Raw genomic sequence first — 24220 nt, 5'->3', positions numbered from 1 at the left:
TAACCGCATCGCGAGCGTTATTCGCAGCAGGCAAAAGGTGGTACCGTGCTAATTCAGAGCGCCCTTGATTTTATTCAAGGGCGTCTTTTTATTAAAAAGGATGATTAAATGAGAGTTCAAAAACCTAAGGGAACAGTTGATATTCTCCCTGATCAATCAGGGTCTTGGGAAAAAGTAGAACAAATTTTACGTGATTTCTTCAAAAGAGCAAATTACCGTGAAATTAGAACCCCTAGTTTTGAAAACTATGAAGTATTTTCACGTTCTAGCGGTGAAACGTCTGATGTAGTTGAAAAAGAAATGTATGATTTCAATGATAAGGGTGGCAGACATATTGCTCTAAGACCTGAAGGAACTGCGGGTGTGGTTCGTGCATATGTTGAAGATAAATTATATGCACCCGAAATGGTCAAGCCACTCAATGTTTATTATCTTGAATCAACATTCCGTTATGAACGGCCACAAGCGGGCCGTCAACGTGAATTTCACCAAATTGGAATTGAAAGTTTTGGTTCCAAAAATCCATTGGCTGATGTTGAAACAATTGTTTTGGCTCATGATTTACTGGCAGAACTTGGGGTTAAAAATTACGAATTACACATTAATACCCTGGGTAACGCTCAGGTTCGAAAAGATTATCATGATGCATTAGTTAACTACTTTAGACCATTAAAAGAGCAATTATCGGATGACTCTAAGCGTCGTTTGGAAAAGAATCCATTGCGGATTTTAGACTCTAAAGATGAACAAGATAAACAATTTTTACCAAATGCCCCTAAAATAATTGATTATCTTAATGATGATGCAAGAAAGAATTTTGACCAAATTACCCAAATGCTTGATCAGCTCGGCATTTCATATACAATCGATAATGATTTGGTTCGCGGGTTAGACTATTATTCAGGAATTATCTTTGAATTCATGGTTGAAGATCCTAGTTTATGGGAATCTGCTACTACAATCTTAGGTGGGGGACGCTATGATAATCTAGTTGAAGAATTTGATGGTCCAGCAACTCCAGCTGTAGGATTTGGTATTGGTGAAGAGCGTTTGATGCTAGTTTTACAAAAGCAGAATCCAACTCTTTTTGCCGACCAAGGAATCGACTTTTTCATTACCAATATTGGTGAAGGAACGGAAATTAAAGCGGTTGAAATAGCGCGCTCTTTACGTAATCAAGGATTTAAGGCCCAATATGATGTTGACCAAAAGAAACTTAAGGCACAGTTTAAAAAGGCCGACCGTGTGCACGCCAAGTTTGTAATCACGTTAGGTGCCAAGGAACTTGCTAACGGAATTTTGAATGTTAAAAGATTAAGTGATGGTAAAACATTAGAATTAAACTTGACCGATGTCGACAATATCAAAGAAGTCATAAAGAAATTAAAGGATTAAACAAAATGGAAAAAAGAACGAATTACTGTGGCAACATTACTGCCGAATATATTGATCAAGAGGTTAACCTATATGGTTGGGTTCAACGTGTTCGTAACTTGGGAAACCTAGTTTTTATTGATCTGCGCGATCGTGAAGGCATTGTCCAAGTTGTGATTAACCATGACTCAGGAAAAGAATTGATGGCAATTGCTGATTCACTGGGTAATGAATACGTTATTCAAGTAAAAGGCAAGGTTGTTAAGCGTTCAAGTGTTAACCCCGAAATGAAGACTGGTGAAGTTGAAGTTGACGCTAGCGAAATTAATATTTTAAACAAGTCTCAAAACCCTCCATTTGAAATTAAAGACAATATTGAGGTTGGGGAACAGACTCGGCTGAAATACCGTTATCTGGATTTGCGTCGGCCTAATTTGCAAAAAGCAATAATTTTGCGGTCTAAAATTTTGCAAGCTACTCATGAGTATTTTGACGAAAACGGCTTTATTAATATTGAGACACCAGTTTTAGGTAAATCCTCACCTGAGGGAGCTCGTGACTATCTAGTACCTTCACGTATTTACCCTGGTAGTTTTTATGCTTTACCGCAATCACCACAATTGTTCAAACAATTATTGATGGGAGCAGGCTTTGATAAGTATTATCAATTAGCAAGATGTTTCAGAGACGAAGATTTGCGTGGAGATCGTCAACCCGAATTTACGCAAATTGATATGGAAACATCTTTCACTGATGAACAGCAAGTACAAGACTATACTGAAGGACTTCTTAAAAAGATTATGAAGGATGTAATGGGCATTGACTTGAAGACGCCGATTGCACGAATTTCTTGGACGGATTCAATGAATAATTACGGAACAGATAAGCCTGATACCCGTTTTGAAATGCTTATTCATGATTTAAGTCCTATTTTCAAGGATAGCGACTTTAAAGTGTTCTCAGGTGCAATTGCTGATGGTGGTTTTGTAAAGGGAATTGCTGTTAAGGATGGTGCTAAGGCATATTCACGCAAGCAAATTGAAAAGAAGCAAGAATATATCAAACGTTTCCATGCAAAAGGTCTTGCCTGGGTTAAATATGAAAATAATGAATTTTCAGGTCCAGTTGCACGCTTTTTAACTACTACAAACCAAGAACAACTTATTAATGAGTTCCAACTCGAAGGTGGCGAGTTATTAGTCTTTGTGGCTGATAAATGGAAAGTTTGTTGTGACTCACTTGACCATTTACGGCGTGAATTTGCTAAGGAAACTGGAATTATTCCTAAACATGAATTTGATTTTGTTTGGGTAGTTGATTGGCCACTATTTGAATACGATGAAGGTATTGGTAGATGGATCGCTGCTCACCACCCATTTACGATGCCCGATGATGAGGGAATTAAGCTACTTGATACCGATCCACATAAAGCGCATGCTCGCAGTTATGATATCGTTATGAATGGTGATGAACTTGGTGGCGGCTCAATCCGTATTCATAAACGTTCAATTCAAGAAAAAATGTTCAAAGCTTTAGGATTTACCAAGAAACGTGCCTATGAACAATTCGGCTACTTACTCGAAGCTTTAGATATGGGATTCCCTCCACATGCAGGTTTGGCGATTGGCTTAGATCGGTTTGCAATGCTTTTAGCTGAAAAAGACAATATTCGAGATGTACTGGCCTTTCCAAAGAATGCCAATGCTTCCGAGCCAATGATGCATGCTCCAGCTCCAGTAGCCGATCAGCAATTAGCTGATTTAGGAATTGAAGTTGAGGAACAATACCAAGAAAGTGTAGCGAAAACTGACGCCAATTTGCAAGAGCAGGCCGTTAAGGATTATGCTGCCCATTCAACTTGGGAAGAAGATTAAATGAAAAAAGATGGAGCAAAAAAGCTTCATCTTTTTATTTTTTAGAAAACATTGTAATTTTAATTGAGGAAAAATTATGTCGCAGAAATATCATCGTGCCTTTGGCTGTTATGGAATAATTGGTAATTCAAATGAATTAGTTGTTATCAGAAAAAATGCCGGACCTTACATTAATCGCTATGACTTACCAGGAGGCAGCTTAGAAGATGGGGAAGAATTAGCTAAAGCCGTTGTTCGTGAAGTTAAGGAAGAAACTGGGCTTGAGGCTCTTCATTTTGACCAAATCGGAGTCACCTCCTTTAGGTATCCGTGGGATTATCAGGAGTGGCATTATAACCAACATATTTGCGTGTTTTATCGGATTACGTCTTTTACAGGAAAACTGCAGCAAAACGTAGAGCAATTTGCTGGGCAAGATTCACTTGGCGCAGTCAAAGTTCCTTTGGCTAAAATTAATATTCAAAATTCTTCGCCACTTGTTTTAAAGGCAAAAGAATACTTACTTAGACCAAATGAATTTAGTTTACAGGATCAAACTTATACTGATTGGCAAATACTGCAAAAACCGCTATTTTAATAAAAAGGGCAGCTAGTAAAACTAGCCGCCCTTTTTTTTGGTTATTATTTACTTAAATTATTTAAGAAATCTAATGCTGCATCATAATTAGGTTCATTAGTCATTTCATGAATTAGTTCTTGGTAAAGAACTTTGTTGTCAGCATCAACGATCCAAATACTTCTTGCATCAATTCCAGCAGATTCAACAAAAAGTCCCATTTTCTCACCGAAATCATGACTTTCATCTGACAAAAGTTCCATGTTCTCAACATCTTCGGCTGCACACCAATCTTTTTGTTCAGCTGGCGTGTTTGTTGAAACAGTGTAGAAATTAATGTTTTGATACTTGTCAACTTCACCATTGAAGCGTTTAGTAGAAATGCTGCAAACGCTAGTGTTGATATTAGGCACAACACTAATCAAAGTAGGTTGGTTGATTAGCTCACTCATTTTAACAATTGTGCCATCAGCTTTTTTAACTTCAAAGTCAGGTAAATTAGCGCCGACAACAGGTGGTTGACCATTAGTTGTTAAAGGTTCATTTTTCATTGTAATTTTCATTCTTTTTAACCCTTTTCTGATATAAAATAACAATAATACCTTTCTAGTTTAAACTAGAAAGCCTTAAAACCCCAAACAATACGCACTTTAATTATTTTAAAGTATCTTTGACGTATTCACTGATCCTAGAAACAGCTAATTTTAGATTTTCATCTGAAGAGGCATAAGAAAGACGAACAAAGCCTTGTCCACCTTTACCAAAGTAGCTTCCTGGAACAACACCAACTTTAGCTTTAACAGCTAAATCTTTAGCAAAAGCAACATCATCTTGGCCAAATTTGTCTGGTATTTGCGCAAAAACATAAAAAGCACCTTCGGGAGTAGCCATTTTGAACCCATTTTTCTCAAGTCCAGTTTGAACAATATGCAATCTTCTTTCATAAATTGCCCGAGCTTCTACATAATCTTGCTCGCCATTTTCTAACGCTTCAGCTGCTCCAATTTGAACATTATCGGTTACGGAAGTAATCATAAACGAATTTACTTTAATAATTGTTTTCATAATTTCGCTAGGAGCGGCAATGTAGCCAATTCGCCAACCTGTCATGGCAAAGTTCTTTGATAGACCCGATAACAAAATAGTCCGTTCAGGAATAATTTGTGCTAAGGAATAATGCTTTTTATGGCCATATATTAACTCTGCGTAAATTTCATCACTTAAAGCGAATAAGTTATAGTCACAAATGACTTCAGCTAAAGCTGTTAGTTCTTCTTTAGAATAAACTCGACCAGTAGGATTGGACGGATCCGTCATAATGATGGCCTTGGCACCTTTGCCCTCATTCTCCAACGTGTCACGCAACATTTCTGGAGAAAGAATAAAATTATTAGCGGAGGTATCGACTTGAACTGCAATTCCACCAGCCATTTCAATAATGCCAAAATAAACGCCCCATACGGGAGTAGGGACAATAATTTTATCACCCGGATTAATAATCGACATTATTGAAACATTTAGTGCTTCTGAAACACCAACAGTCGCACAGATTTCCCCTTTTGGATCGTAGGAAACACCTAAACTATCATTTAAATATTTGCTAACCGCATTTAAATATTCTTCTTTTCCTGCTTCTGGTGCGTAATGAGAATCATCCCGGGCAATATCATCCATTGCCGCTTTCTTAATATGTTCCGGGGTTTTTAAATCAGGTTCACCGACAGTAAGCTTGATGATTCCTGGAATTTGCGAGATATCTTGGCTAAATGCACGAATTTCGGATTTTGGTAATTTACTAATTTTCTGATTAATCGTTTTAGATAAACTTTTTGCTAAAGTTGGCATAAAAAAAACCTTTCTAGAATTTTTGTACAGGTACAATTATAACCCAGTATTTGCTTGGCGGATATTTAAATTAATGTTAATTTATTGAGCTCTTGATGAGGTTATTAAAAGAAACTTTGGTATAGTTAAGTAAAGAAGGTGAAAATATGGACGAAACAAAGAAAAACGCAAGGTTAAAAGATTTAACCAAAGATCAATATGAAGTAACGCAGCATGCTGCTACCGACTATCCTTTTAAAGGTAAATATGATGATTTTTACCAAAAGGGGATATACGTTGATATTGTGTCAGGTGAGCCACTATTTTCAAGTGAGGATAAATACGACGCGGGTTGTGGCTGGCCTAGTTTTACCAAGCCAATTGAAAAACTGGTATATCATCGTGATCAGTCAATGGGCATGGAAAGGACCGAAGTTAAAAGTCCTGATGCCGATTCTCATCTAGGACATGTTTTTAATGACGGACCAGCCGATCAAGGCGGATTAAGATATTGCATTAATTCGTCGGCTTTAGATTTTATTCCTTATGACCAACTTGATGAAAAGGGTTATGGCGAATTTAAAAAAATCTTTAAATAATAAAAATTATGTAAAATAAAAGCACACCTCGTTTGAGGTGTGCTTTTTGGTTAGACAATTTCCTGCTCTTTAAAACTGCCATATACGCGTTCAACTTCGGTAACACTCATGAAAGCGTATGGATCACTCTTTTTGACGATTTGTAAAATATCATACATATCGTAACGATCGATAACAGTTATTAAAACCTTTTTTTCGCTGTGACTGTATGCACCTTCAACATCATGAAAAATGGTAATCCCACGATGCATTTTTTCTTGAATACCATCAATGATTGCTTGTGGTTGATCCGTCACAATAGTAACTTGCAATTTTTGGTGCTGCGTATAGATTGCATCAATCACGCGCCCATTAATAAAAATGGTTAAAGCCGAATAGAGTGCTCGATTCCAGCCAAAAGCAAAACCAGCAGCGGCAATAATAACTAGGTTAATTAAAATGCTGACTTTACCATAGCTTGCACCAGTTTTTCTTCTAATAACAATACCAATAATATCCAAGCCACCAGTTGAAATACCGTTTTTTAAAGCAAAGCCGGTTCCTAAGCCGTTAATCATGCCACCAAATATTGCACAAACTAACGGGTCAACGTGCATGTTAACGGGTTGAATGACGTGCATCATAATTGAGCCCAAAATAACGGTAACCACAGTGAAGAAGGTAAATTTATGCCCGATTTTAAACCATGCCAATAATAGAATAGGAAGATTTAAGGCAAAGTACATTTCAGAAGTAGAAAGCGTAACCGGTAAAAACCGCTCACTTAACGTATTAATCAATTGAGCAAAACCGGTAATTCCAGACGAATACATATGCCCAGGTCCCCAAAAAAAGTTAAGGGCAACGGCAACCGTTAAAGAATAAAAAAATGAGGCGGAAATCTTTGATAACAAACTATAACGCCGATTAAATTTATCGAGTTGATCCATTTATATTTTTCCTTTTTGCAAAATAGGTGTGAGTAAATTTTCTAGCTCTGCATTATACCAAAAAAGCAATCAGTCGTTAAACTGATTGCCTTTGGATTCAAATAAAATGTTTACAATACAATATCAAAACAAAAGTATCAATATTATATAAGATTTTTAAATATAAAAAGATAATAATAAAACATAATACATGGTTAAGATAACTTGTCAACATAGAGTTATCTCAACCACAATAATATTAACATTAAACTAAACAAAATAACAAGTGTTTTGGCAATAAAATTAATTGTTTTGCCAATGTTTTTTGATAAATTCTTCGCGACCGCCAGATTCTTCTAATTGATATCTTAACGGGTTCTTTTTATAAAAATCTTGATGATAATCTTCAGCAGGGTAGAAAGGCTTTGCCGGCTCAATTGCTGTAACAATTGGAGCACCAAATCTACCGCTATTTTGTAATTCTTGTTTGGATTTTTCAGCAGCAGCTTTTTGACTTGAAGAATTATAAAAAATTACTGGACGATAATTAGCCCCGCGATCCTGAAATTGACCAGAAGCATCGGTTGGATCCGTTACTTGCCAATAGTAGTCTAATAGCTTTTCATAAGGCATTACTTGGGGATCAAAAGTAATTTCAACAGCTTCTGTGTGTCCAGTCGTTCCACTGACTACTTGTTCATAGGTTGGATTTTCTACTGTGCCACCTGTGTAACCAGAAACCACTTTTTTAATTCCAGGTAAAGAATCAAATGGCTTAACCATACACCAAAAACATCCACCTGCAAAAATTGCAGTATCTAAATTTGACTTATCAGAATTTATTTCTGTCATCTTTTGTCCACCTTCTCGTAAAATTTAACACATATTAATTAAGTGCTTTAAAGTAAGTCTAATTCAGACCTGAGATAACTGCAATTAATCGAACTCTTCCAAGGTTATCTGCTAGATAATATAATTACTAATCTTCAATCCCTAAGTGTTTTAAAATTAGTGCTGCCGTTTCCTCAATTGAGCGGTGAGCCACGTTAATGACATAGCATCCCAACTTATCATATAGCTTTTTAGCAGAATCAAGCTCAGCTTTGATAGCATCGGTATTCGAATAAGTAGTATCTGGGTTTAATCCGTATGAAATCATTCGTTGGCGCCGAATTTCATTTAAAACCGACAGGTCATTAGTTAAACCAATTATTTTCTTAGGATCAACTTTATATATTTCCTTTGGAATATGCGTGTCGGGAACTAGAGGCAAGTTTGCGACTTTTAAGTTCTTGTTAGCTAAAAACAATGATAATGGGGTTTTAGAGGTTCGTGAGACTCCTAGTAAGACCACATCAGCTTCAAGAAAGCCTTTTGGATCTTTGCCATCATCGTACATTACTGCAAATTCCATCGCCGAAATACGGTCAAAATATTTTTGGTTCATTTTATGCTGGGCACCAATTTTCATTTGCGGCCGCATACCGGTAGTTTTTTGAATTGCTTCCATTGCAGGGGAGAGAACGTCAACGCTCTCAATATGATGCTCACGCACGAACCGTATTACTGGAATTTGCATTTCATCCTTAGCCAAACTGTAGATAATAATTAAATTAGGGTAATTTTCTACCTCTTGGAAAGTTTCCTCTAATTTTTCTTTATTAATGATAAATGGGTAACGCCGATAATTAATTTGTGCATCGGGAAACTGTGCAGCTGCAGCAACAGCATTGTTAAAAGCAGTATCACCAGCCGAATCCGAAATAATTACTATGTTAACTTCTTTTTTTGGTGTTTCTTCAACCATTATTAGCTCCTTTTTTTCTCTAATTATACAATTTAAGCACCCTCATTAACAGATTTGAAATAAAAAATAGTCCGACGCACAAATTTTTTTGAAAAATATTGTACGTATGTATTGACCGATTAATATGGTTTGATATAATTTATATAAATGCATGACGGTTACGTCAAGAAATGGAAGGAGGGATCACATATGGCCAAGACAGTCGTTCACGAAAACGAGTCTATTGATGATGCTCTTCGTCGTTTTAAACGTTCCGTTTCAAGAAGTGGTACTTTGCAAGAATATCGTAAGCGCGAATTCTATGAAAAACCTAGTGTCCGCAGAAAGCTGAAATCAGAAGCAGCTCGGAAGCGTAGACATTATTAATGGATTTGAAAAGACACCTATCAATTGTGGTAGGTGTCTTTTTTAACATTAGTTATTTTTTTGCCAATCTAGTTCAGGAATTTGGTATAATTTATCTAGGTTTTAATTAGAAAGAGGGAGTTACTTTGAGTTTATCTGAACAAATAATGTCTGATATGAAAGAAGCAATGAAGGCACGTGATAAAGTGAAGCTTAACACTGTGCGAATGATTAAGTCTGCTTTAATGAATGAAAAGATTAAAGTAGGACATGAATTGAATTCCGATGAGGAACTAACCGTTCTTAACCGCGAAAAAAAGCAGCGTGAAGAATCAATTGCCGAATTTGCCAAAGCTAATCGTGATGACTTAGCTGATGAAACTAAAAAAGAACTGGCTGTTGTTGAGAGTTACTTGCCAAAGCAGCTTTCCGATGATGAATTAAGCGAAATAGTTACTTCAACAATTAAAGAAATTGGTGCTACTGGAAAAGCAGATTTTGGTAAAGTAATGAAAGCAGTGATGCCAAAAATCAAGGGTAGAGCCGACGGTAAAGCAGCTTCTGACGCAGTACGCAGCCAGCTTGGTTAATTAAGAAAAGGAGCATGGATATTTGGTTCAAACCACTTTTATTCCAAAAAATCCAGAAAACATTCAAAAGCTTGTTGGGGTTAATGATAGCAACCTAACTCTTTTAGCCGAAGGCTATGATGTTAATGTTACGGATACTGGCAATGAAATTATTATTGAAGGTGCTAATCAAGATGCTAATACTAAGAAAGTATTGGCTGTTTTAAAGGCACTTGATAATGTTGTCAGTGCCAATATTAATATCGGAGCTCCCGATGTCGTCAGTGCGATGAAAATGGCTGACAAAGGAACAACAGAGTATTTTCCTGACCTGTATAAAAAGATTTTAATTCGTGATGCTAAAGGCAAACCGATTAGAGTCAAAAATATGGGACAAAAGAAGTACGTTGAAGCAATCGCCAAAAATGATGTTGTATTTGGTATCGGACCTGCTGGTACTGGTAAAACATTTTTGGCTGTTGTTTGTGCAATAGCAGCTTTTAAAAAAGGTGAGGTTTCTAGGATAGTTCTTACTAGGCCTGCTGTCGAAGCTGGCGAGTCACTGGGATTTTTGCCTGGCGATTTAAAAGAAAAAGTTGATCCGTATTTGCGACCAATCTATGATTCTCTATATTCCATATTGGGAACAAACACAACTGATCATTTGATGGAGCGCGGAGTAATTGAAGTTGCCCCCTTAGCCTATATGCGAGGACGGACTCTGGATGATGCTTTTGTAATTCTAGACGAAGCACAAAACACCACCGATGCGCAGATGAAAATGTTTCTAACTCGGTTAGGCTTTAATTCCAAAATGATAGTTAATGGTGATATGACCCAGGTAGATTTACCTGGACGTCAACGTAGCGGATTAATTGACGCGCAACACATTTTGAAGGGAATTGAACAGATTAAATTTATTCAGTTTTCCGCTAATGATGTTGTTCGTCACCCGGTAGTAGCCAAAATTATCAATGCTTATGAAAAGGAAGATGAACGAAATTAATGACACCAATCGAAATCACTTACAATGATGAAGTCGGTTTTTTAGAAAATAACGACCAAAATTGGCAAGATTGGATTGCTAAACTGCTTTTACTTGCTAAAAATGAAATTGGCAAGAAAAATAATTTGGAAATGAGCATTAATTTCGTTGACGAAGAACATAGTCAAAAAATTAATGCCGAGTATCGTGAAAAAGATCGGCCAACGGATGTCATTTCTTTTGCAATTGAAGATGGCGATGACATGCTTGATTTTGCTGCCTTTGCAGCTGATCCAACTTTTCAAGAGGATATTGGCGATTTATTTATGTGTCCAAGTGTCATAAAGCGTCATAGTGAAGAATATGGTACTGGTTGGGAACGTGAATTTGGCTACACACTAGTCCATGGCTTTTTACATTTAAACGGCTACGATCATATTGATCCAAAAGAGGCTAAAGAAATGTTTGGGATTCAAGGTAAAGTTTTGGAAGACTATGGTTTACCGCTTTATCCTGATCAATTAGATAAAGGCAGAGGAAAATAATGTCTGAAGAAAAGAAAAATAAATCTGGTTTTGTTGCGTTACTTGGTCGTCCCAATGTTGGTAAATCGACTCTAATGAATTTTTTAGTTGGACAAAAAGTAGCAATTACTTCTAATAAGCCGCAAACTACGCGAAATAAAATATCCGGCATATATACTACCAACGATATGCAAGTTGTTTTTGTCGATACGCCTGGAATTTTTAAGCCTCATGTTGAGTTAGATGATTACATGGATAAAGCCAGTGTCTATAGTTTAAATGAGGTCGATTTGATTTTATTTATGGTTGAACCTGAAAAAATGGGTAAGGGTGACCAGTACATTATCGAATTATTGAAAAAGGTTACGGTACCCGTATTTTTAGTGATTAACAAGGTCGATCAGGTTAACCCTAATGAATTATTGCCGATCATTGATGACTATCGTCAATTAGGAATTTTCAAGGAATACCTGCCGATTTCTGCTACGCAAGGTATTGGTATTACGGATTTAAATAAAGTTCTTTATGACTATTTGCCAGAAGGTCCTGCGTATTATGATCCTGATCAAATTACTGATCGCCCAGAATACTTTATGGTGGCAGAGTTGATCCGAGAGCAAATCTTGCAGCTTACTGCTGAAGAAGTACCTCATGCTGCGGCTGTTTGGGTTGAACAGATGAATAAGCATGAAAATAATAAACTCCAAATTGAAGCAACTATTTACGTCGAAAAAAACGGCCAAAAAGGAATTATTATTGGTAAAAATGGCAGTATGCTTAAGAAGATTGGTATTAATTCACGTAAGCAAATTGAAGACTTACTCGGTGAAAAGGTAAACTTACATCTTTGGGTAAAAGTTCAACGTAACTGGCGCTCTGATCCAAGATTTTTGAAACAAATTGGGTATAACACCAAGGATTTAACTTAAAATGGCGCGCGAACTGAAAGAAGTTCAAGGAATTATTTTTAAACGACAAAAATTTCATGAAGCTGATTTACTAGCTAAAATCGTGACGCAAAAAAATGGCATTATTACGATGATTGCTCGCGGAGCGTTGAGGCCAAAATCAAAATTAGGGGCAAGTCTGCTTAATTTTTCATTTGGTACTTACGTCATCTATTCTTCTGGTCAAGGATTAAGTAACTTACGGACGTATAAGAATGTTAAGCAATTTGATGGCATTTTTAATGATTTAACCAAAAATGCTTATGCTTCATTTATTTTAGATTTAGCCGACCACGCTTTTATTGAATACCAAAACATTGGTAAATATTACGATTTGCTTTTTTATGCTCTTCAAAAAATTGATGCTGGAACAGACCCTGAAATGATCACTCAAATGGTACAAATGCAGCTATTAGCTGCTTATGGAGTAGCACCAGAACTGCGGCACTGTGTAATTTGCGGCAAGGAGCAAGGTGAATTCGATTATTCAATTAAACAGGGTGGCATCTTATGCAGTCAGCACTTTTACGTAGATTCTGCCCGTCTTCATTTATTACCGAAAGAAACTGCCGTTTTGCGTACAATTGCTCTTTTACCTTTTGAGCGTTTGGGAACAGTAAAAATTAATTCTGCTACCAAGAAAGCTACCCGTAAAGCAATCGATCGCATTTACCAAGAAACGATTGACCTTAATTTAAAAACGAAAAAATTCCTCGATGAGTTGAATTTATCCATGTAAAGCTTTAGGTTAAATTGTTATTATGGTAAAATATTAGTGTGTTTTGATAAAGATGAGGATCAGAGAAAGTACCAGTAAAGCGAGTGTCGGACGGTGCAAGGACATCTGGGAAAAGGCACCTCTAGTCAATCTAATTAAGAGCAGGGAATAATTATTAATTTTCCTGAATTAGGGTGGAACCGCGATTTAATCGTCCCTATGCAAGTTTTGCATAGGCTTTTTTTATGGCCTAATGCAGGGAGGAACAGAAATGGCAAAGAAAAAACTGACAATTCAAAATATGATTTTTAAACTTGAAGAATTTTGGTCTTCAAAGGGCTGTATGGTTATGCCATCATACGATGTTGAAAAAGGGGCAGGAACGATGAGCCCGTATACATTCTTACGAGCTGTGGGACCAGAACCTTGGGCTGCTTGTTACGTTGAGCCTTCAAGACGCCCAGCTGATGGCCGTTACGGAGATAATCCCAATCGGCTTTTCCAACACCACCAATTTCAAGTGGTCATTAAACCTGCTCCAACCGATATTCAGCAATATTATCTTGATAGCTTAAAAGTTTTAGGCATTAATCCGCTTGAACACGATATCAGGTTTGTCGAGGATAACTGGGAGAATCCATCAATGGGTTGTGCCGGTGTCGGTTGGGAAGTTTGGCTAGACGGAATGGAAGTAAGCCAATTTACTTATTTCCAAACGGTCGGTGAACTTGACGTAAAACCAACGATGAGTGAAATCACTTATGGTGTTGAACGATTAGCTTCCTATATTCAAGACGTTAACTCTGTTTTTGACTTGGAATGGGGTAACGGAGTTTACTATCGTGATATCTTTAAAGAAGCCGAGTATGAAAATTCAAAATATGCCTTTGAAGAATCTAATCAAGAAGATTTATTGAAATTCTTTGATGTCTACGAAAGAACTGCTAAAGAACTAATTGGGTTAAACCTAGTTCAACCAGCTTACGACTACATCTTGAAATGTTCACACACCTTTAACTTACTTGATGCACGTGGAGCAGTTTCTGTTACTGAACGTGCTGGTTATTTGGCAAGAATTAGAAGTATGGCACATGAAATAGCTACCTGCTTTGTAGAAGAGCGTGAAAAGAGAGGCTTTCCTTTGTTAAAGAATGCAGAAGATAAGAATGCGGGGCTTGAAGATGACTAAAGATTATTTATTTGAAATCGGTACTGAGGAAATGCCTGCGCACGTTGTTTCGCGTAGCGTTAAGCAACTTGCCGAAAGAACCGAAAAATTCTTAAAAGAAAATGGTTTAAAATTCAAAAACGTTAAAACTTTTTCTACTCCTCGTCGACTCACAATCTTAGTTGAAGAATTAGCTGAAAAGCAAGATGATATCGATGAGATAAAAAAAGGGCCAGCCAAAAAGATTGCCTTGGATAAAGATAAAAATTGGACGAAAGCGGCTGAAGGTTTTGCGCGTGGCCAAGGAATGTCAACTGACGATATCTACTTCGAAGAACTTAAGGGAACCGAGTATGCATACGTTCACGTTCAAAAAGAAGGTAAAAAAGCAGCTGATATCCTTTTAGGCATGAGCGACATTATCAAAGCAATGACCTTCCCGACTAAAATGCGGTGGGATTCACACGACTTTGAATTTGTTCGTCCAATTCACTGGTTAGTTTCCTTATTTGGTAGCGATGTTATTCCTGTCAAAATTTTAGATATTACAGCTGGTCGTAAAACAGAGGGGCACCGCTTCTTGGGTGACTCGGTGGTGCTTGCAAACACTGCTGATTATGAGGATGCTTTGAAAGATCAATTTGTAATCGTTGATGCAAAAAAACGTAAAGAAATGATTGTTGATCAAATGAATCAGCTGGTTAAAGAAAATAATTGGCAAATCAAAATGGACCAAAATCTGTTAGAAGAGGTTACAAATCTAGTTGAATATCCAACTGTTTTTGCCGGTTCATTTGACAAAAAATATTTAGAAATGCCACAAGAAGTCTTAATTACTTCAATGAAAGATAATCAGCGCTATTTTGAAGTGTATGATCAAGACAATCATTTAATCAACCACTTTATTTCTGTCAGAAATGGTAATAAAGACTACTTAGAAAATGTTGTTTCTGGTAATGAAAAAGTGTTGGTTGCTCGTTTAGATGATGCCCAATTCTTTTATGATGAAGACCGCAAATACCCGTTGAGTCATTTTGTAAATAAATTAAAGAATGTTTCTTTCCATGATAAGATTGGCTCAATGGCAGAAAAAACTGTCCGGGTTCGGATCATTGGTGATTTGCTTGCTAAACGTTGGAAGTTAGACGAACAAACGATTAAGGATTTTGATCGGGCAAGTGAACTGTATAAATTTGACTTAGTAACCCAAATGGTTGGTGAATTTGCTGAACTTCAGGGAATTATGGGGATGCATTACGCTAAACTTGCTGGTGAAAAAGATGATGTTGCCGTTGCAATCAAGGAACATTACATGCCGACAACTTCCGAAGGTGAATTACCTGAAACTACAGTTGGCTCCTTATTGTCAGTTGCAGATAAGCTTGATACCATCATCACCTTTTTTGCCGTTGGCATGATTCCAAGTTCTTCAAATGATCCATATGCTCTTCGTCGTTATGCCTACGGTATCGTAAGAATTTTGTTGAAGCAAAAATGGTCTCTGCCGTTTAAAGAAGTTTTACCTGAAATTGTTAGTGCTCTTGATGGTAAGACCCCAGCTAAATTACCAAAAACAGCTGAACAAGACGAAGAAATTGCAGACTTTATCCGTGATCGAATTAAGCAATATTTGCAGAGAAATAACTTTAAGTACGACATTATTGATGCAGTTCTTGCTTCCAGCCAACAAGATCCAATTCAGATCTTAGCAGCTGCTAATGTTTTGCAACTACACCATGATGATGATAAATTTAAACCAGTGGTTGAAAGTCTAATCAGAATTAAGAATATTCTGAAAAAAGCCAAATACAAGGGTAAAAATGCAGTTAATCCCGATTTATTTGCTAATGAGAGCGAGCAAGAATTATATGCTGGCGTTAATGCACTAAAAGATATTTCTAACTTAACTGATTTGTATGACGGTTTTGTTAAATTACAACCAGTTATTGACCGCTACTTCGAGACTAATATGATTTTAGATAAAAACGAAGAAATTAAAAATAACCGGTTAAACCAATTAAGTGCAGTTGCTGAATTAGCCGATAACTTGGGTGATTTGAGTAAATTAGTAATTAAATAAATAGATTAAAAAAGCGGGTGAAAAAATGGCTGGCTTAATACCTGAGGAAACCATTGCCAAAGTTCGCGATAATGTTAATATCGTTAATGTGATTAGCCAGTATGTTTCTCTTGAAAAGAAAGGGAAAGATTATGTCGGTCTATGCCCTTTTCATGAAGAAAAAACGCCTTCTTTTACCGTTAATGAGGGAAAGCAATTTTTTAAGTGCTTTGGTTGTGGCAAAGGTGGCAATGTTTTTACCTTTTTAATGGAAAAGGAAAACCTGACTTTTCCTGAAAGTGTTCAAAAGGTAGCTGAGATTGCTCATATTGATGTTGGTGAGTTTACCAACAAAACACCAAAATATTCCAACATTTTAATTAAAATAAATGAGGAAGCAGCGGATTTTTATCATCGCGTTTTGTTGTCAACCAATGCAGGTAAACGGGGACTAGATTATGCCCATCAACGTGGACTGACTGAAGAAATTATAGATCATTTTCGGATTGGGTATGCACCAAAGCAAAATAATCTGCTCTTAACTTACCTTCGAGGACATGATTACCAAGATCAGGATTTAATTGCGAGTGGCTTATTTGTTCAGGCACAAAGTGGGGAACTATTCGACCGTTTTCGTGACCGCTTAATGTTTACCTTAACAAATGAGGGCGACTATGCAGTTGGTTTTTCTGGTAGAAGGCTATCTAATGATAAAACCGAAGCCAAGTACATGAATAGTCCGGAAACAAAGGTTTTTGAAAAATCAAACGTACTTTTTCATTTTGCTGAAGCCAAAAAAGCAGCAAGAACTGAAGGACATTTAGTATTATACGAAGGATACATGGATGTAATTGCTGCCTATCAAGCTGGTGTTAAATCAGGGATTGCTTCTATGGGGACAAGCCTAACCGAGCAGCAGGTTTACATGCTTAAGCGTATTACCAAAAACATTATCATCAATTACGATGGTGATGATCCTGGAGTTCATGCTGAAGAACGTGCTACTAAGCTATTTGAAAAAGCAGGTGGTTTTAATCTCGGGGTCGTCGTTCTTCCCGAAAAGTTGGATCCAGATGAGTATGTCAAAAAATACGGTGTAGAAAAATATCGTGACGAAATTAAAGGCGCTTTAACGCCAACCGATTTTTACTTAAAGCGGCTGGCTAAAAAATATAATTTGAGTAACGATCGCGAAAAATTATTATATTTAGACGAAGCGGTTCGAGAGATTGCACAATTATCTAATCCAGTTGAACAAGACCTCTATTTAGAAAAAATTGCACGGCAGCAACGAGTCTCGCTTGATTCTTTAAAAGTAAATTTGGTTAAATATCGCCGGCAGTTTAATGCCGCTCAGCAACATAAAGGTAATCAAAGTATGATAAGCGCTGAACAGGATGCGCCACCTGAAATAGCAGCTGATACTTCACCGGCTAATGATCCGGTACAAACGAGACTTTTATATTTATTTATTCATTCAGAACACGCTCGTGATTACTTACTGGAAAATAAGTTTTTATTTCCAGATCAAAATTACCAAAAATTAGCGGAATTATGGTTAAATTTTAGTGAAACCCAAGAAAAACCGACAGTGAATAGTTTTTTAAATTTTATTCCTAGTCAACTTCAAGGTATAATAGTAAATGCTGAAATGACAGACATGCCCCAGGATTTTTCTGATCGTGAACTTAGTGAACAAATTCATGCACTGCAAATGCGGCAAGTAAATGATCAGCTGCATGATTTGATGAATAATCTTCAGGATGCCAAGCGCAAAATGGACTCTGATGAAATTATTACAATCACACAAAAGATTTTACAATTAAAAAGAATCCAGGGTTAAAGGGGGGCTTACAGTGGTAGAAAAGAAAAGCACTAGCAAAAATGAACAACCATCTTTAGATAAAGTCGTTAGAGATGTTGTTAAAGCTGTAAAAAAGGAAAAATCAATTACAGAAAATGAGTTTGTTGATCGTCTAGTTAAGCCCTATAAACTGCAGGGCAAAGCAGTGGATCAATTAGTTCAAGAATTCGAAGACAACGGCATTAGCATTGTAGACGATAAAGGTGAACCATCTAAACTAGCTCTGAAAAAGCAAAAGGATGTTGAAAAAGCTGAACTGAAGGATATGTCTGCACCATCTAGTGTTAGAATGAATGATCCGGTTCGGATGTATTTAAAGGAAATCGGTCGTGTTCCGCTTTTAAATGCCGATCAAGAAATTGCTTTGGCCAAAAGAATTGAAAAAGGCGATGAAGAGGCAAAACAAGAATTAGCTGAAGCTAACCTTCGGTTAGTTGTTTCAATCGCTAAGCGCTATGTTGGTCGTGGAATGTCGTTTCTTGACTTAATTCAAGAAGGTAACATGGGGTTGATGAAGGCCGTCGATAAGTTTGATTATAGCCTTGGGTTCAAATTTTCAACCTATGCTACTTGGTGGATTAGGCAGGCAATTACTCGTGCGATTGCTGATCAAGCTAGAACTATCAGAATTCCTGTTCATATGGTTGAAACCATCAATAAACTGATTAGAATTCAAAGACAATTACTTCAAGACTTAGGACGTGAACCAACTCCTGAAGAAATTGGTGCAGAAATGGATATGCCGACGAGTAAAGTGCGTGACATCCTAAAGATTGCCCAAGAACCCGTTTCTCTTGAAACTCCTATTGGTGAAGAAGACGATTCTCATTTAGGTGATTTCATCAAGGATAAAGATGCCACTAGTCCTGAGCAGCATGCTTCGTATGAAATGCTGAAAGAACAACTTGAAGAGGTCTTGGACACTTTGACTGATCGTGAAGAAAATGTTTTACGATTACGTTTTGGCCTTGATGATGGTCGGACTAGAACTTTAGAAGAAGTTGGTAAAGTATTTGGTGTAACCAGGGAACGAATTAGGCAGATTGAAGCAAAAGCTTTGCGGAAATTACGTCATCCAAGTCGTTCTAACCAATTACGCGACTTCTTGGACTAAGACTGATTAATTTAATGTGTTAAAGTGATATTTTCTCTTAACAAGGAAATATCACTTTTTGTTTACCAGAATATTTGATTCTCCTTGATTTAAATAAAAAATTTTATCAACTAAAAATAAGGGGAGGGACTGTATAAAAAATGTGGAATTAGAATTAATTTCACCAGTTCATAATATAGGAGTATTTAACTGGCCATTAAAGACTATTGCTACTCATGACAGACACTTTGCTAAAAATGTAGTTGGTCATTTTTACAAAATAGCCTGTTTGTCGCACAGATAACCATGAATGATACTATGGCTTTTAATCTAATGCTAATCACAAAAAAACACTAGTAAATACCAACTAGTGTTTTTTATTAGTATCAAAGAAAAATAGTTGCCTTGCGAGGTTGGGGCATAACTTTAAAAGAGTTGATCACGTGCTCCATCTAAAAGATGTTCATCGATTTTATCATCAAAATAAACAAGTAAATCGCGATCAAAATTATAGGCTAACTGCGTATTAAGTAACTCCTGTTTTGTCATCCAGGTTAAATCACCTTCGTCTGATGCTTTTACTTGTCCTTTAAACTTGGTTGCAGTATAAAAAAAGACAATATAACGATGGTCGTTGTCATCATAAAACTGTTTTAAACCACAAAGTCGTGGATTTTCAATTGTCAAATTTGTCTCTTCTTTGACTTCCCGCACAACGGAGTCATAGAACGATTCGTGATCCTCAACATGCCCACCAGGAAAAGTTAATCCGGGCCAGTTAGGATCATTTCGATTTAAAACCAAAATCTTCTTATCTTTTACAATCATGCACATATTAGTCAAAGTGACCGGCTCGGTTCTATCCATTAATTTTCCTTTCAAATTTGTCCTACAATCTTATTTATTAAAGGGATGGAACGGAAATGCTCTTCCGTTTAGCTTAATGTTAAATTCTTGCTTAGTGATGTTAATTTCAATTTTGGGTTTATCTGCTAGGCTGCTAGCATCAGGCTGAGCAGTATTCTCCCAACTTCTGGATAATTCATCAAAGTTGCTGACACAGCGATAATCAGTTTTAAATAAATCGGGATTGGTAATTTGTTTAGCAGTTTTAACATTCACTGACGTCGACTCATTTTCAGAATCAGCAAGGAAGGCTTCAGTGACCTGCTTAAGAGCTTTACTTAATGCAGCTGGATCATTGACATTTTTATACGAAGCATTATCAACGCTTGCAACATGAATTAATCCAGCAGAATTAGTTGAGTCGCTATTTGCAGTCTCGGAACTTCCGCAAACAGTTTTCTTTTCACTATTTTCATTTGCTTTCAGTTGTGAATCTAAAACATCGGGGTCAGTTTTATTCATCTGAAAATATCCTCTCACTCTTCTAAGTACGATATTTTAATTATAAAACTTTTATACCCCAAAAATACAGAGGTTTCTGGTTATTTTACCCAAAGTCAGAAAAGATTATGCTAAAATTTTTATACAAAGAAAGTAGGAAGAAAAGTGAATTTACGATTAAATAGTTTGGCAGCAATGGTGGATGAAGGCGTTCGAATTGCTGATATTGGAACTGATCATGCTTATTTACCAATTGAACTCATTAATAGCGGCAAAATATCCTATGCAATTGCCAGTGATATAGCAAAGGGACCGCTGGATAACGCTAAAAAAGATGTTCAAGAAGCAGGTCTAGCAGATCAAATAGATATTCGCTTAGGTGCAGGATTATCAACGGTCTCTGAGCGTGATCTAATTGATACGGTGATTATTGCCGGTATGGGTGGAAAATTAATCACACAAATCTTAGATGATGCTTGGCAGAATAAGTTGCAGTTTAAGACATTGGTACTTGAACCAAATGTTGGCGAATGTGGCGTACGTAAATGGTTGACTGAACATTCATATGAAATCAAAGCTGAACAAATTGTGTCAGAAGCCGGACATACTTACGAGTTAATTAAGGCGGTTAAGTCGCAAATAAAGAGTAATTTGTCTACGGCAGAATTGTATTTTGGACCATTCCTATTACGGGAAAAAAATGATATTTTTAAGCAAAAATGGCTCGGACAACTAAAGTATCACCAGTCCTTATTAACTAACCTTAATAAGGCTAAAAATAAAGATTTAGTCCATATCAAGCAAGTTGAACATGAAATAAAGATGATTGAAGGAGTATTAAATGACTAAAGTTGCAGATATCGTGGCAGTTTTACAGCAATATTTTCCTGAGGAAATTGCCAGTAAAGGTGATCCTGTAGGAATTCAGATCGGTTCATTAAATCAAGAAGTTAATTGCGTCATGACTACATTGGATGTGCGCCCGCAAGTAGTTGACGAAGCGATTGCCAACAAAGTTGACTTGATTATCAGTCATCATCCCTTAATGTTTCGTCCCGCACCCAACTTAAATTATGCTAATCCCCAAAATGAAATGTATGCCAAAATAATCGCCAATAACATAACTGTTTATTCCATTCACACTAATTCTGATAAAGCTGAGAATGGTTCAAGCGACTGGCAGGCTGAAGAATTGGGTTTACAAAATGTCAAACCATTCTGTCTTGATGATGATGGCATTGCGATTGGCCGAAAGGGTAATCTGCCTGAACCAATGAGTGCTTATGATTTTGCTTACTATGTCAAAGATAAGATGAAAATTAAAATGGCTCGCTTGATTTGTGCTAATAATGAACAAAAAATTTCTAGTGTCAGTTTTATTTGTGGTGATGGTGGCAAGTACTGGCACCGTGCGGTAGAAGAGAATATCGATGCCTTTATTACTGGTGATGTTTATTACCATACTGGCCATGATATTATTTCTTCCGGATTGACGGTTGTTGACCCTGGGCACTATACAGAAAAATTATTTAAAGATAAAATGTATGAAAAGTTAATTAAATGGAATGAGGTTAATCAGTGGCAAATTAAGATTAAGAAATCTGTCGTGTCCACTAACCCATTTCAGGATTTGTTTTAAAAGGAGATTTTATGGAATACCCAAATTTATTACCGCGATTTTTAAAGTATGTCAAAGTGAATTCACGCTCTGATGAACACTCAGATCGTTTTCCCTCAACTGAACGCGAGGAAAAGTTCCAAAAGGAAGTTGTGCAAAAGGACCTCGAAGAATTAGGTTTATCAGATGTTCATTACAACCAGGACTCCGGTTGTGTTATTGCTGAAATTCCAGCAAATGTTGATTATGATGTCCCAGTTATGGGCTTTTTGGCACACTGTGATACAGCTGATTTTAATGCTGAAAACGTTAAACCTCAAATCCATGAAAACTATGATGGTAAGTCAAAAATTCAACTAGGGGATTCTGAATTTTACTTGGATCCAGCAGTTTTTCCAAACCTAAAAAAATACCAAGGCAAAACCTTAATCACAACTTCGGGTGACACGTTGCTTGGTGGAGACGATAAATGTGGGGTAGCTGAAGTTGTTACTCTGGCTGAATACTTGCTTAACCATCCTGAAATTAAGCACGGTAAAATTCGGTTAGCCTTTACACCAGATGAAGAAATTGGAACCGGTGCACCTCATTTTGACGTCAAAGAATTTGGTGCTGATTTTGGTTATACGCTTGATGGTGCCGCACCTGGTAAATTAGATTGGGGAACATTTTCAGCTGCCACATTTACGCTTGATATTCAAGGAGTGAATGTTCACCCATCAGTTGCTAAAAACCAAATGATTAGCGCAATTCAAGTTGCAATTGATTTTCAAAATCAATTGCCTAGTGACGAAGTACCAGAAAAGACAGATAAAAGACAAGGTTTCTATCATCTAACCGACTTCCAAGGAACGGTTGACAATGCTCACTTAGAGTATATTATTCGTGACTTTGAACGTGATGGACTTGAAAAGCGCAAGAACTTAGTCAAAAAAATCGTAAATGAGATGAATGAAAAATTTGGTAAAGAGCGCATCAAGCTGACCATGAGAGATCAATACTACAACATGGCTGACGAATTAGAAAAACACATGGATGTTGTTAACTTGGCGCGTGATGCATATCGTGCTGTAGGTTTGAACCAAATTGACGAAGATCCAATTAGAGGTGGTACAGATGGCTGCCAATTGACATACATGGGTCTTCCTTGTCCAAACTTATTCTCAGGACAAGAAAACATGCATGGTCGTTTTGAATACACTGTACTTGAATCAATGTATCAAGCAGTGGACGTTATGGTAAAAATGGCTGAAATGAATGCTACAAACAATAAGTAGTGAAACAAAAATGACGTTAAAGTTGCTTTGTTAAAAATCAGCTTAAACATTAAAAAGCTTGTTATACTAAAGAAAAGCGTATTTCTACTATAATTGAAAAATTATGCACATCTAGTATAAAGTAAAAAAATAGCTCATAAAATCATTGCTATAGATGGTTTTATGGGCTTTTTTTCTTTCTCAGGACTAAAAGTGATAAGTCGTGGAACAGTTAAAAATGTCTAAAAATTTGCTTGCAGTCTAACTTCTTCCTGCTAAAACAATTGGTAGTAAAGAGGTCAGAATAGTAACAATGAAATATTTATCATAATAAAATAAAAAAGATTGCACAATAAGCGAAACTGCGATAATATTACGGTGTATTAGAAATGTAATACAGCTTAAAAGGATGGTGGACTTGTGGAATTCAAGGATAACATTCCCATTTATTTGCAAATTAAGCAGTACCTTTATCGGCAAATCGTTACGGGAAAATTAAAATCAGGAGAAAAAATACCTTCTGTAAGAGAATTAGCTGTCCAACTAACTGTAAACGTCAACACAGTTCAACGGGCACTGCAACAAATGAATGTAGAAGGTATTTTATATACGAAACGTGGTGAAGGAAACTTCGTTACGGAAGATACCAATTTGCTTGATAAGACCAAGCAGGATTTAATTAATGAAGAACTAGATAAATTTGTTCAAAGCATGCATGCTTTAGGCGTTTCTGATGATCAAATTAGTACTTTTTTAACCGAATATTTAAAAAAGGAGCAATAACT

General features: G+C 36.7%; 25 protein-coding genes. 18 read left to right on the top strand and 7 right to left on the bottom strand.

The genetic code is table 11. The features are described 5' to 3' along the window. The first annotated feature begins 108 nt into the window (after window positions 1-108). The 3 genes from hisS (at window position 109) to GYM71_RS05300 (ending at window position 3825) form a co-directional block, all read left to right on the top strand. On the top strand, window positions 109-1395 hold the full coding sequence (gene hisS, locus GYM71_RS05310) for a histidine--tRNA ligase (protein WP_220219701.1): 1287 nt from the start codon (window positions 109-111) through the stop codon (window positions 1393-1395). A gap of 5 nt (window positions 1396-1400) precedes the next feature. Next, complete coding sequence (gene aspS, locus GYM71_RS05305; RefSeq protein WP_220219700.1) at window positions 1401-3248, top strand: aspartate--tRNA ligase; 1848 nt, start codon at window positions 1401-1403, stop codon at window positions 3246-3248. 76 nt (window positions 3249-3324) lie between these two features. Beyond that, the gene (locus GYM71_RS05300) at window positions 3325-3825 is read left to right on the top strand and encodes an NUDIX hydrolase (RefSeq protein WP_220219699.1); all 501 of its coding nucleotides are present in this window, start codon (window positions 3325-3327) and stop codon (window positions 3823-3825) included. A 44-nt stretch (window positions 3826-3869) separates the two neighbouring features. Here GYM71_RS05300 and tpx read toward each other — a convergent pair whose 3' ends face one another. Next, complete coding sequence (tpx, locus tag GYM71_RS05295; RefSeq protein WP_103751668.1) at window positions 3870-4367, bottom strand: thiol peroxidase; 498 nt, start codon at window positions 4365-4367, stop codon at window positions 3870-3872. Between the two features lie 91 nt (window positions 4368-4458). Then, window positions 4459-5649, bottom strand: coding sequence for an aminotransferase class I/II-fold pyridoxal phosphate-dependent enzyme (locus tag GYM71_RS05290; RefSeq protein ID WP_220219698.1), 1191 nt, complete (start codon window positions 5647-5649; stop codon window positions 4459-4461). A 146-nt stretch (window positions 5650-5795) separates the two neighbouring features. Here GYM71_RS05290 and msrB point away from each other — a divergent pair, with 146 nt between their 5' ends. Continuing rightward, window positions 5796-6227: a peptide-methionine (R)-S-oxide reductase MsrB gene (msrB, locus tag GYM71_RS05285; protein ID WP_103751666.1), complete on the top strand. Its 432-nt coding sequence runs from the start codon at window positions 5796-5798 to the stop codon at window positions 6225-6227. A gap of 50 nt (window positions 6228-6277) precedes the next feature. On the opposite strand, the gene GYM71_RS05280 is transcribed toward msrB, so the two are convergent. The 3 genes from GYM71_RS05280 to GYM71_RS05270 all read right to left on the bottom strand — a co-directional run bounded on the left by GYM71_RS05280 (window position 6278) and on the right by GYM71_RS05270 (window position 8942). After that, window positions 6278-7156, bottom strand: a complete 879-nt coding sequence (locus tag GYM71_RS05280) for a YitT family protein (RefSeq protein WP_103751665.1) — start codon at window positions 7154-7156, stop codon at window positions 6278-6280. A gap of 282 nt (window positions 7157-7438) precedes the next feature. Beyond that, window positions 7439-7987 carry a peptide-methionine (S)-S-oxide reductase MsrA gene (msrA, locus tag GYM71_RS05275; protein ID WP_220219697.1) on the bottom strand — a complete coding sequence of 183 codons (549 nt, stop codon included), beginning with the start codon at window positions 7985-7987 and terminating at the stop codon, window positions 7439-7441. Window positions 7988-8114: 127 nt separating this feature from the next. After that, window positions 8115-8942 (bottom strand): pyruvate, water dikinase regulatory protein, encoded by an 828-nt coding sequence (locus GYM71_RS05270; RefSeq protein WP_103751663.1) that lies wholly within the window; start codon window positions 8940-8942, stop codon window positions 8115-8117. Window positions 8943-9131: 189 nt separating this feature from the next. Here GYM71_RS05270 and rpsU point away from each other — a divergent pair, with 189 nt between their 5' ends. From rpsU to rpoD, 10 genes are all read left to right on the top strand, one after another. Beyond that, window positions 9132-9308, top strand: a complete 177-nt coding sequence (gene rpsU / locus GYM71_RS05265; RefSeq protein WP_009560161.1) for a 30S ribosomal protein S21 — start codon at window positions 9132-9134, stop codon at window positions 9306-9308. 125 nt (window positions 9309-9433) lie between these two features. Next, window positions 9434-9877: a GatB/YqeY domain-containing protein gene (locus GYM71_RS05260; protein WP_220219696.1), complete on the top strand. Its 444-nt coding sequence runs from the start codon at window positions 9434-9436 to the stop codon at window positions 9875-9877. Between the two features lie 22 nt (window positions 9878-9899). Next, entirely contained in the window at window positions 9900-10862 is a 963-nt protein-coding gene (locus tag GYM71_RS05255; RefSeq protein WP_220219695.1) for a PhoH family protein, read from the top strand. Beyond that, the gene (gene ybeY / locus GYM71_RS05250; RefSeq protein ID WP_103751660.1) at window positions 10862-11386 is read left to right on the top strand and encodes an rRNA maturation RNase YbeY; all 525 of its coding nucleotides are present in this window, start codon (window positions 10862-10864) and stop codon (window positions 11384-11386) included. The genes GYM71_RS05255 and ybeY overlap by 1 nt, the downstream gene beginning before the upstream one ends. After that, window positions 11386-12294, top strand: coding sequence for a GTPase Era (gene era / locus GYM71_RS05245; protein WP_220219694.1), 909 nt, complete (start codon window positions 11386-11388; stop codon window positions 12292-12294). The genes ybeY and era overlap by 1 nt, the downstream gene beginning before the upstream one ends. Window position 12295: 1 nt before the next feature. Then, a complete protein-coding gene (gene recO, locus GYM71_RS05240) occupies window positions 12296-13051 on the top strand; it encodes a DNA repair protein RecO (protein WP_220219693.1) in 756 nt (251 codons plus the stop codon). Window positions 13052-13301: 250 nt separating this feature from the next. Continuing rightward, the gene (gene glyQ / locus GYM71_RS05235) at window positions 13302-14219 is read left to right on the top strand and encodes a glycine--tRNA ligase subunit alpha (RefSeq protein WP_220219692.1); all 918 of its coding nucleotides are present in this window, start codon (window positions 13302-13304) and stop codon (window positions 14217-14219) included. Next, window positions 14212-16278, top strand: a complete 2067-nt coding sequence (gene glyS / locus GYM71_RS05230; protein WP_220219691.1) for a glycine--tRNA ligase subunit beta — start codon at window positions 14212-14214, stop codon at window positions 16276-16278. Before glyQ ends, glyS begins: the two co-directional genes overlap by 8 nt. A gap of 25 nt (window positions 16279-16303) precedes the next feature. After that, a complete protein-coding gene (gene dnaG / locus GYM71_RS05225; protein WP_220219690.1) occupies window positions 16304-18100 on the top strand; it encodes a DNA primase in 1797 nt (598 codons plus the stop codon). A gap of 13 nt (window positions 18101-18113) precedes the next feature. Then, window positions 18114-19235, top strand: a complete 1122-nt coding sequence (gene rpoD / locus GYM71_RS05220) for an RNA polymerase sigma factor RpoD (RefSeq protein ID WP_220219689.1) — start codon at window positions 18114-18116, stop codon at window positions 19233-19235. Window positions 19236-19640: 405 nt separating this feature from the next. On the opposite strand, the gene GYM71_RS05215 is transcribed toward rpoD, so the two are convergent. Together GYM71_RS05215 and GYM71_RS05210 are read right to left on the bottom strand one after the other, a co-directional pair. After that, entirely contained in the window at window positions 19641-20081 is a 441-nt protein-coding gene (locus GYM71_RS05215; RefSeq protein ID WP_220219688.1) for an 8-oxo-dGTP diphosphatase, read from the bottom strand. Window positions 20082-20111: 30 nt separating this feature from the next. Further along, window positions 20112-20582 (bottom strand): hypothetical protein, encoded by a 471-nt coding sequence (locus GYM71_RS05210; RefSeq protein ID WP_220219687.1) that lies wholly within the window; start codon window positions 20580-20582, stop codon window positions 20112-20114. A gap of 144 nt (window positions 20583-20726) precedes the next feature. Here GYM71_RS05210 and GYM71_RS05205 point away from each other — a divergent pair, with 144 nt between their 5' ends. From GYM71_RS05205 to GYM71_RS05190, 4 genes are all read left to right on the top strand, one after another. Next, the gene (locus GYM71_RS05205) at window positions 20727-21410 is read left to right on the top strand and encodes a tRNA (adenine(22)-N(1))-methyltransferase (RefSeq protein ID WP_220219686.1); all 684 of its coding nucleotides are present in this window, start codon (window positions 20727-20729) and stop codon (window positions 21408-21410) included. Next, entirely contained in the window at window positions 21403-22200 is a 798-nt protein-coding gene (locus GYM71_RS05200) for a Nif3-like dinuclear metal center hexameric protein (protein ID WP_220219685.1), read from the top strand. Before GYM71_RS05205 ends, GYM71_RS05200 begins: the two co-directional genes overlap by 8 nt. 11 nt (window positions 22201-22211) lie before the next feature. Next, window positions 22212-23456 (top strand): peptidase T, encoded by a 1245-nt coding sequence (gene pepT / locus GYM71_RS05195; RefSeq protein ID WP_103751650.1) that lies wholly within the window; start codon window positions 22212-22214, stop codon window positions 23454-23456. 399 nt (window positions 23457-23855) lie between these two features. Further along, complete coding sequence (locus GYM71_RS05190; protein WP_103751649.1) at window positions 23856-24218, top strand: GntR family transcriptional regulator; 363 nt, start codon at window positions 23856-23858, stop codon at window positions 24216-24218. The last annotated feature ends 2 nt before the right edge of the window (window positions 24219-24220 follow it).

Source organism: Lactobacillus panisapium (assembly GCF_019469265.1).
Taxonomy (GTDB): Bacteria; Bacillota; Bacilli; order Lactobacillales; family Lactobacillaceae; genus Lactobacillus; species Lactobacillus panisapium.
Note: the sequence above shows the minus strand (reverse complement) of the source record. Positions and strands in the feature narration are given on the sequence as shown.

Coding starts and splice junctions, on each gene's coding strand:
- hisS (WP_220219701.1), top strand. CDS start 109: ATGAGAGTTCAAAAACCTAAGGGAACAGTTGATATTCTCCCTGATCAA.
- aspS (WP_220219700.1), top strand. CDS start 1,401: ATGGAAAAAAGAACGAATTACTGTGGCAACATTACTGCCGAATATATT.
- GYM71_RS05300 (WP_220219699.1), top strand. CDS start 3,325: ATGTCGCAGAAATATCATCGTGCCTTTGGCTGTTATGGAATAATTGGT.
- tpx (WP_103751668.1), bottom strand. CDS start 4,367: ATGAAAATTACAATGAAAAATGAACCTTTAACAACTAATGGTCAACCA.
- GYM71_RS05290 (WP_220219698.1), bottom strand. CDS start 5,649: ATGCCAACTTTAGCAAAAAGTTTATCTAAAACGATTAATCAGAAAATT.
- msrB (WP_103751666.1), top strand. CDS start 5,796: ATGGACGAAACAAAGAAAAACGCAAGGTTAAAAGATTTAACCAAAGAT.
- GYM71_RS05280 (WP_103751665.1), bottom strand. CDS start 7,156: ATGGATCAACTCGATAAATTTAATCGGCGTTATAGTTTGTTATCAAAG.
- msrA (WP_220219697.1), bottom strand. CDS start 7,987: ATGACAGAAATAAATTCTGATAAGTCAAATTTAGATACTGCAATTTTT.
- GYM71_RS05270 (WP_103751663.1), bottom strand. CDS start 8,942: ATGGTTGAAGAAACACCAAAAAAAGAAGTTAACATAGTAATTATTTCG.
- rpsU (WP_009560161.1), top strand. CDS start 9,132: ATGGCCAAGACAGTCGTTCACGAAAACGAGTCTATTGATGATGCTCTT.
- ybeY (WP_103751660.1), top strand. CDS start 10,862: ATGACACCAATCGAAATCACTTACAATGATGAAGTCGGTTTTTTAGAA.
- era (WP_220219694.1), top strand. CDS start 11,386: ATGTCTGAAGAAAAGAAAAATAAATCTGGTTTTGTTGCGTTACTTGGT.
- recO (WP_220219693.1), top strand. CDS start 12,296: ATGGCGCGCGAACTGAAAGAAGTTCAAGGAATTATTTTTAAACGACAA.
- glyQ (WP_220219692.1), top strand. CDS start 13,302: ATGGCAAAGAAAAAACTGACAATTCAAAATATGATTTTTAAACTTGAA.
- glyS (WP_220219691.1), top strand. CDS start 14,212: ATGACTAAAGATTATTTATTTGAAATCGGTACTGAGGAAATGCCTGCG.
- dnaG (WP_220219690.1), top strand. CDS start 16,304: ATGGCTGGCTTAATACCTGAGGAAACCATTGCCAAAGTTCGCGATAAT.
- GYM71_RS05215 (WP_220219688.1), bottom strand. CDS start 20,081: ATGGATAGAACCGAGCCGGTCACTTTGACTAATATGTGCATGATTGTA.
- GYM71_RS05210 (WP_220219687.1), bottom strand. CDS start 20,582: ATGAATAAAACTGACCCCGATGTTTTAGATTCACAACTGAAAGCAAAT.
- GYM71_RS05200 (WP_220219685.1), top strand. CDS start 21,403: ATGACTAAAGTTGCAGATATCGTGGCAGTTTTACAGCAATATTTTCCT.
- pepT (WP_103751650.1), top strand. CDS start 22,212: ATGGAATACCCAAATTTATTACCGCGATTTTTAAAGTATGTCAAAGTG.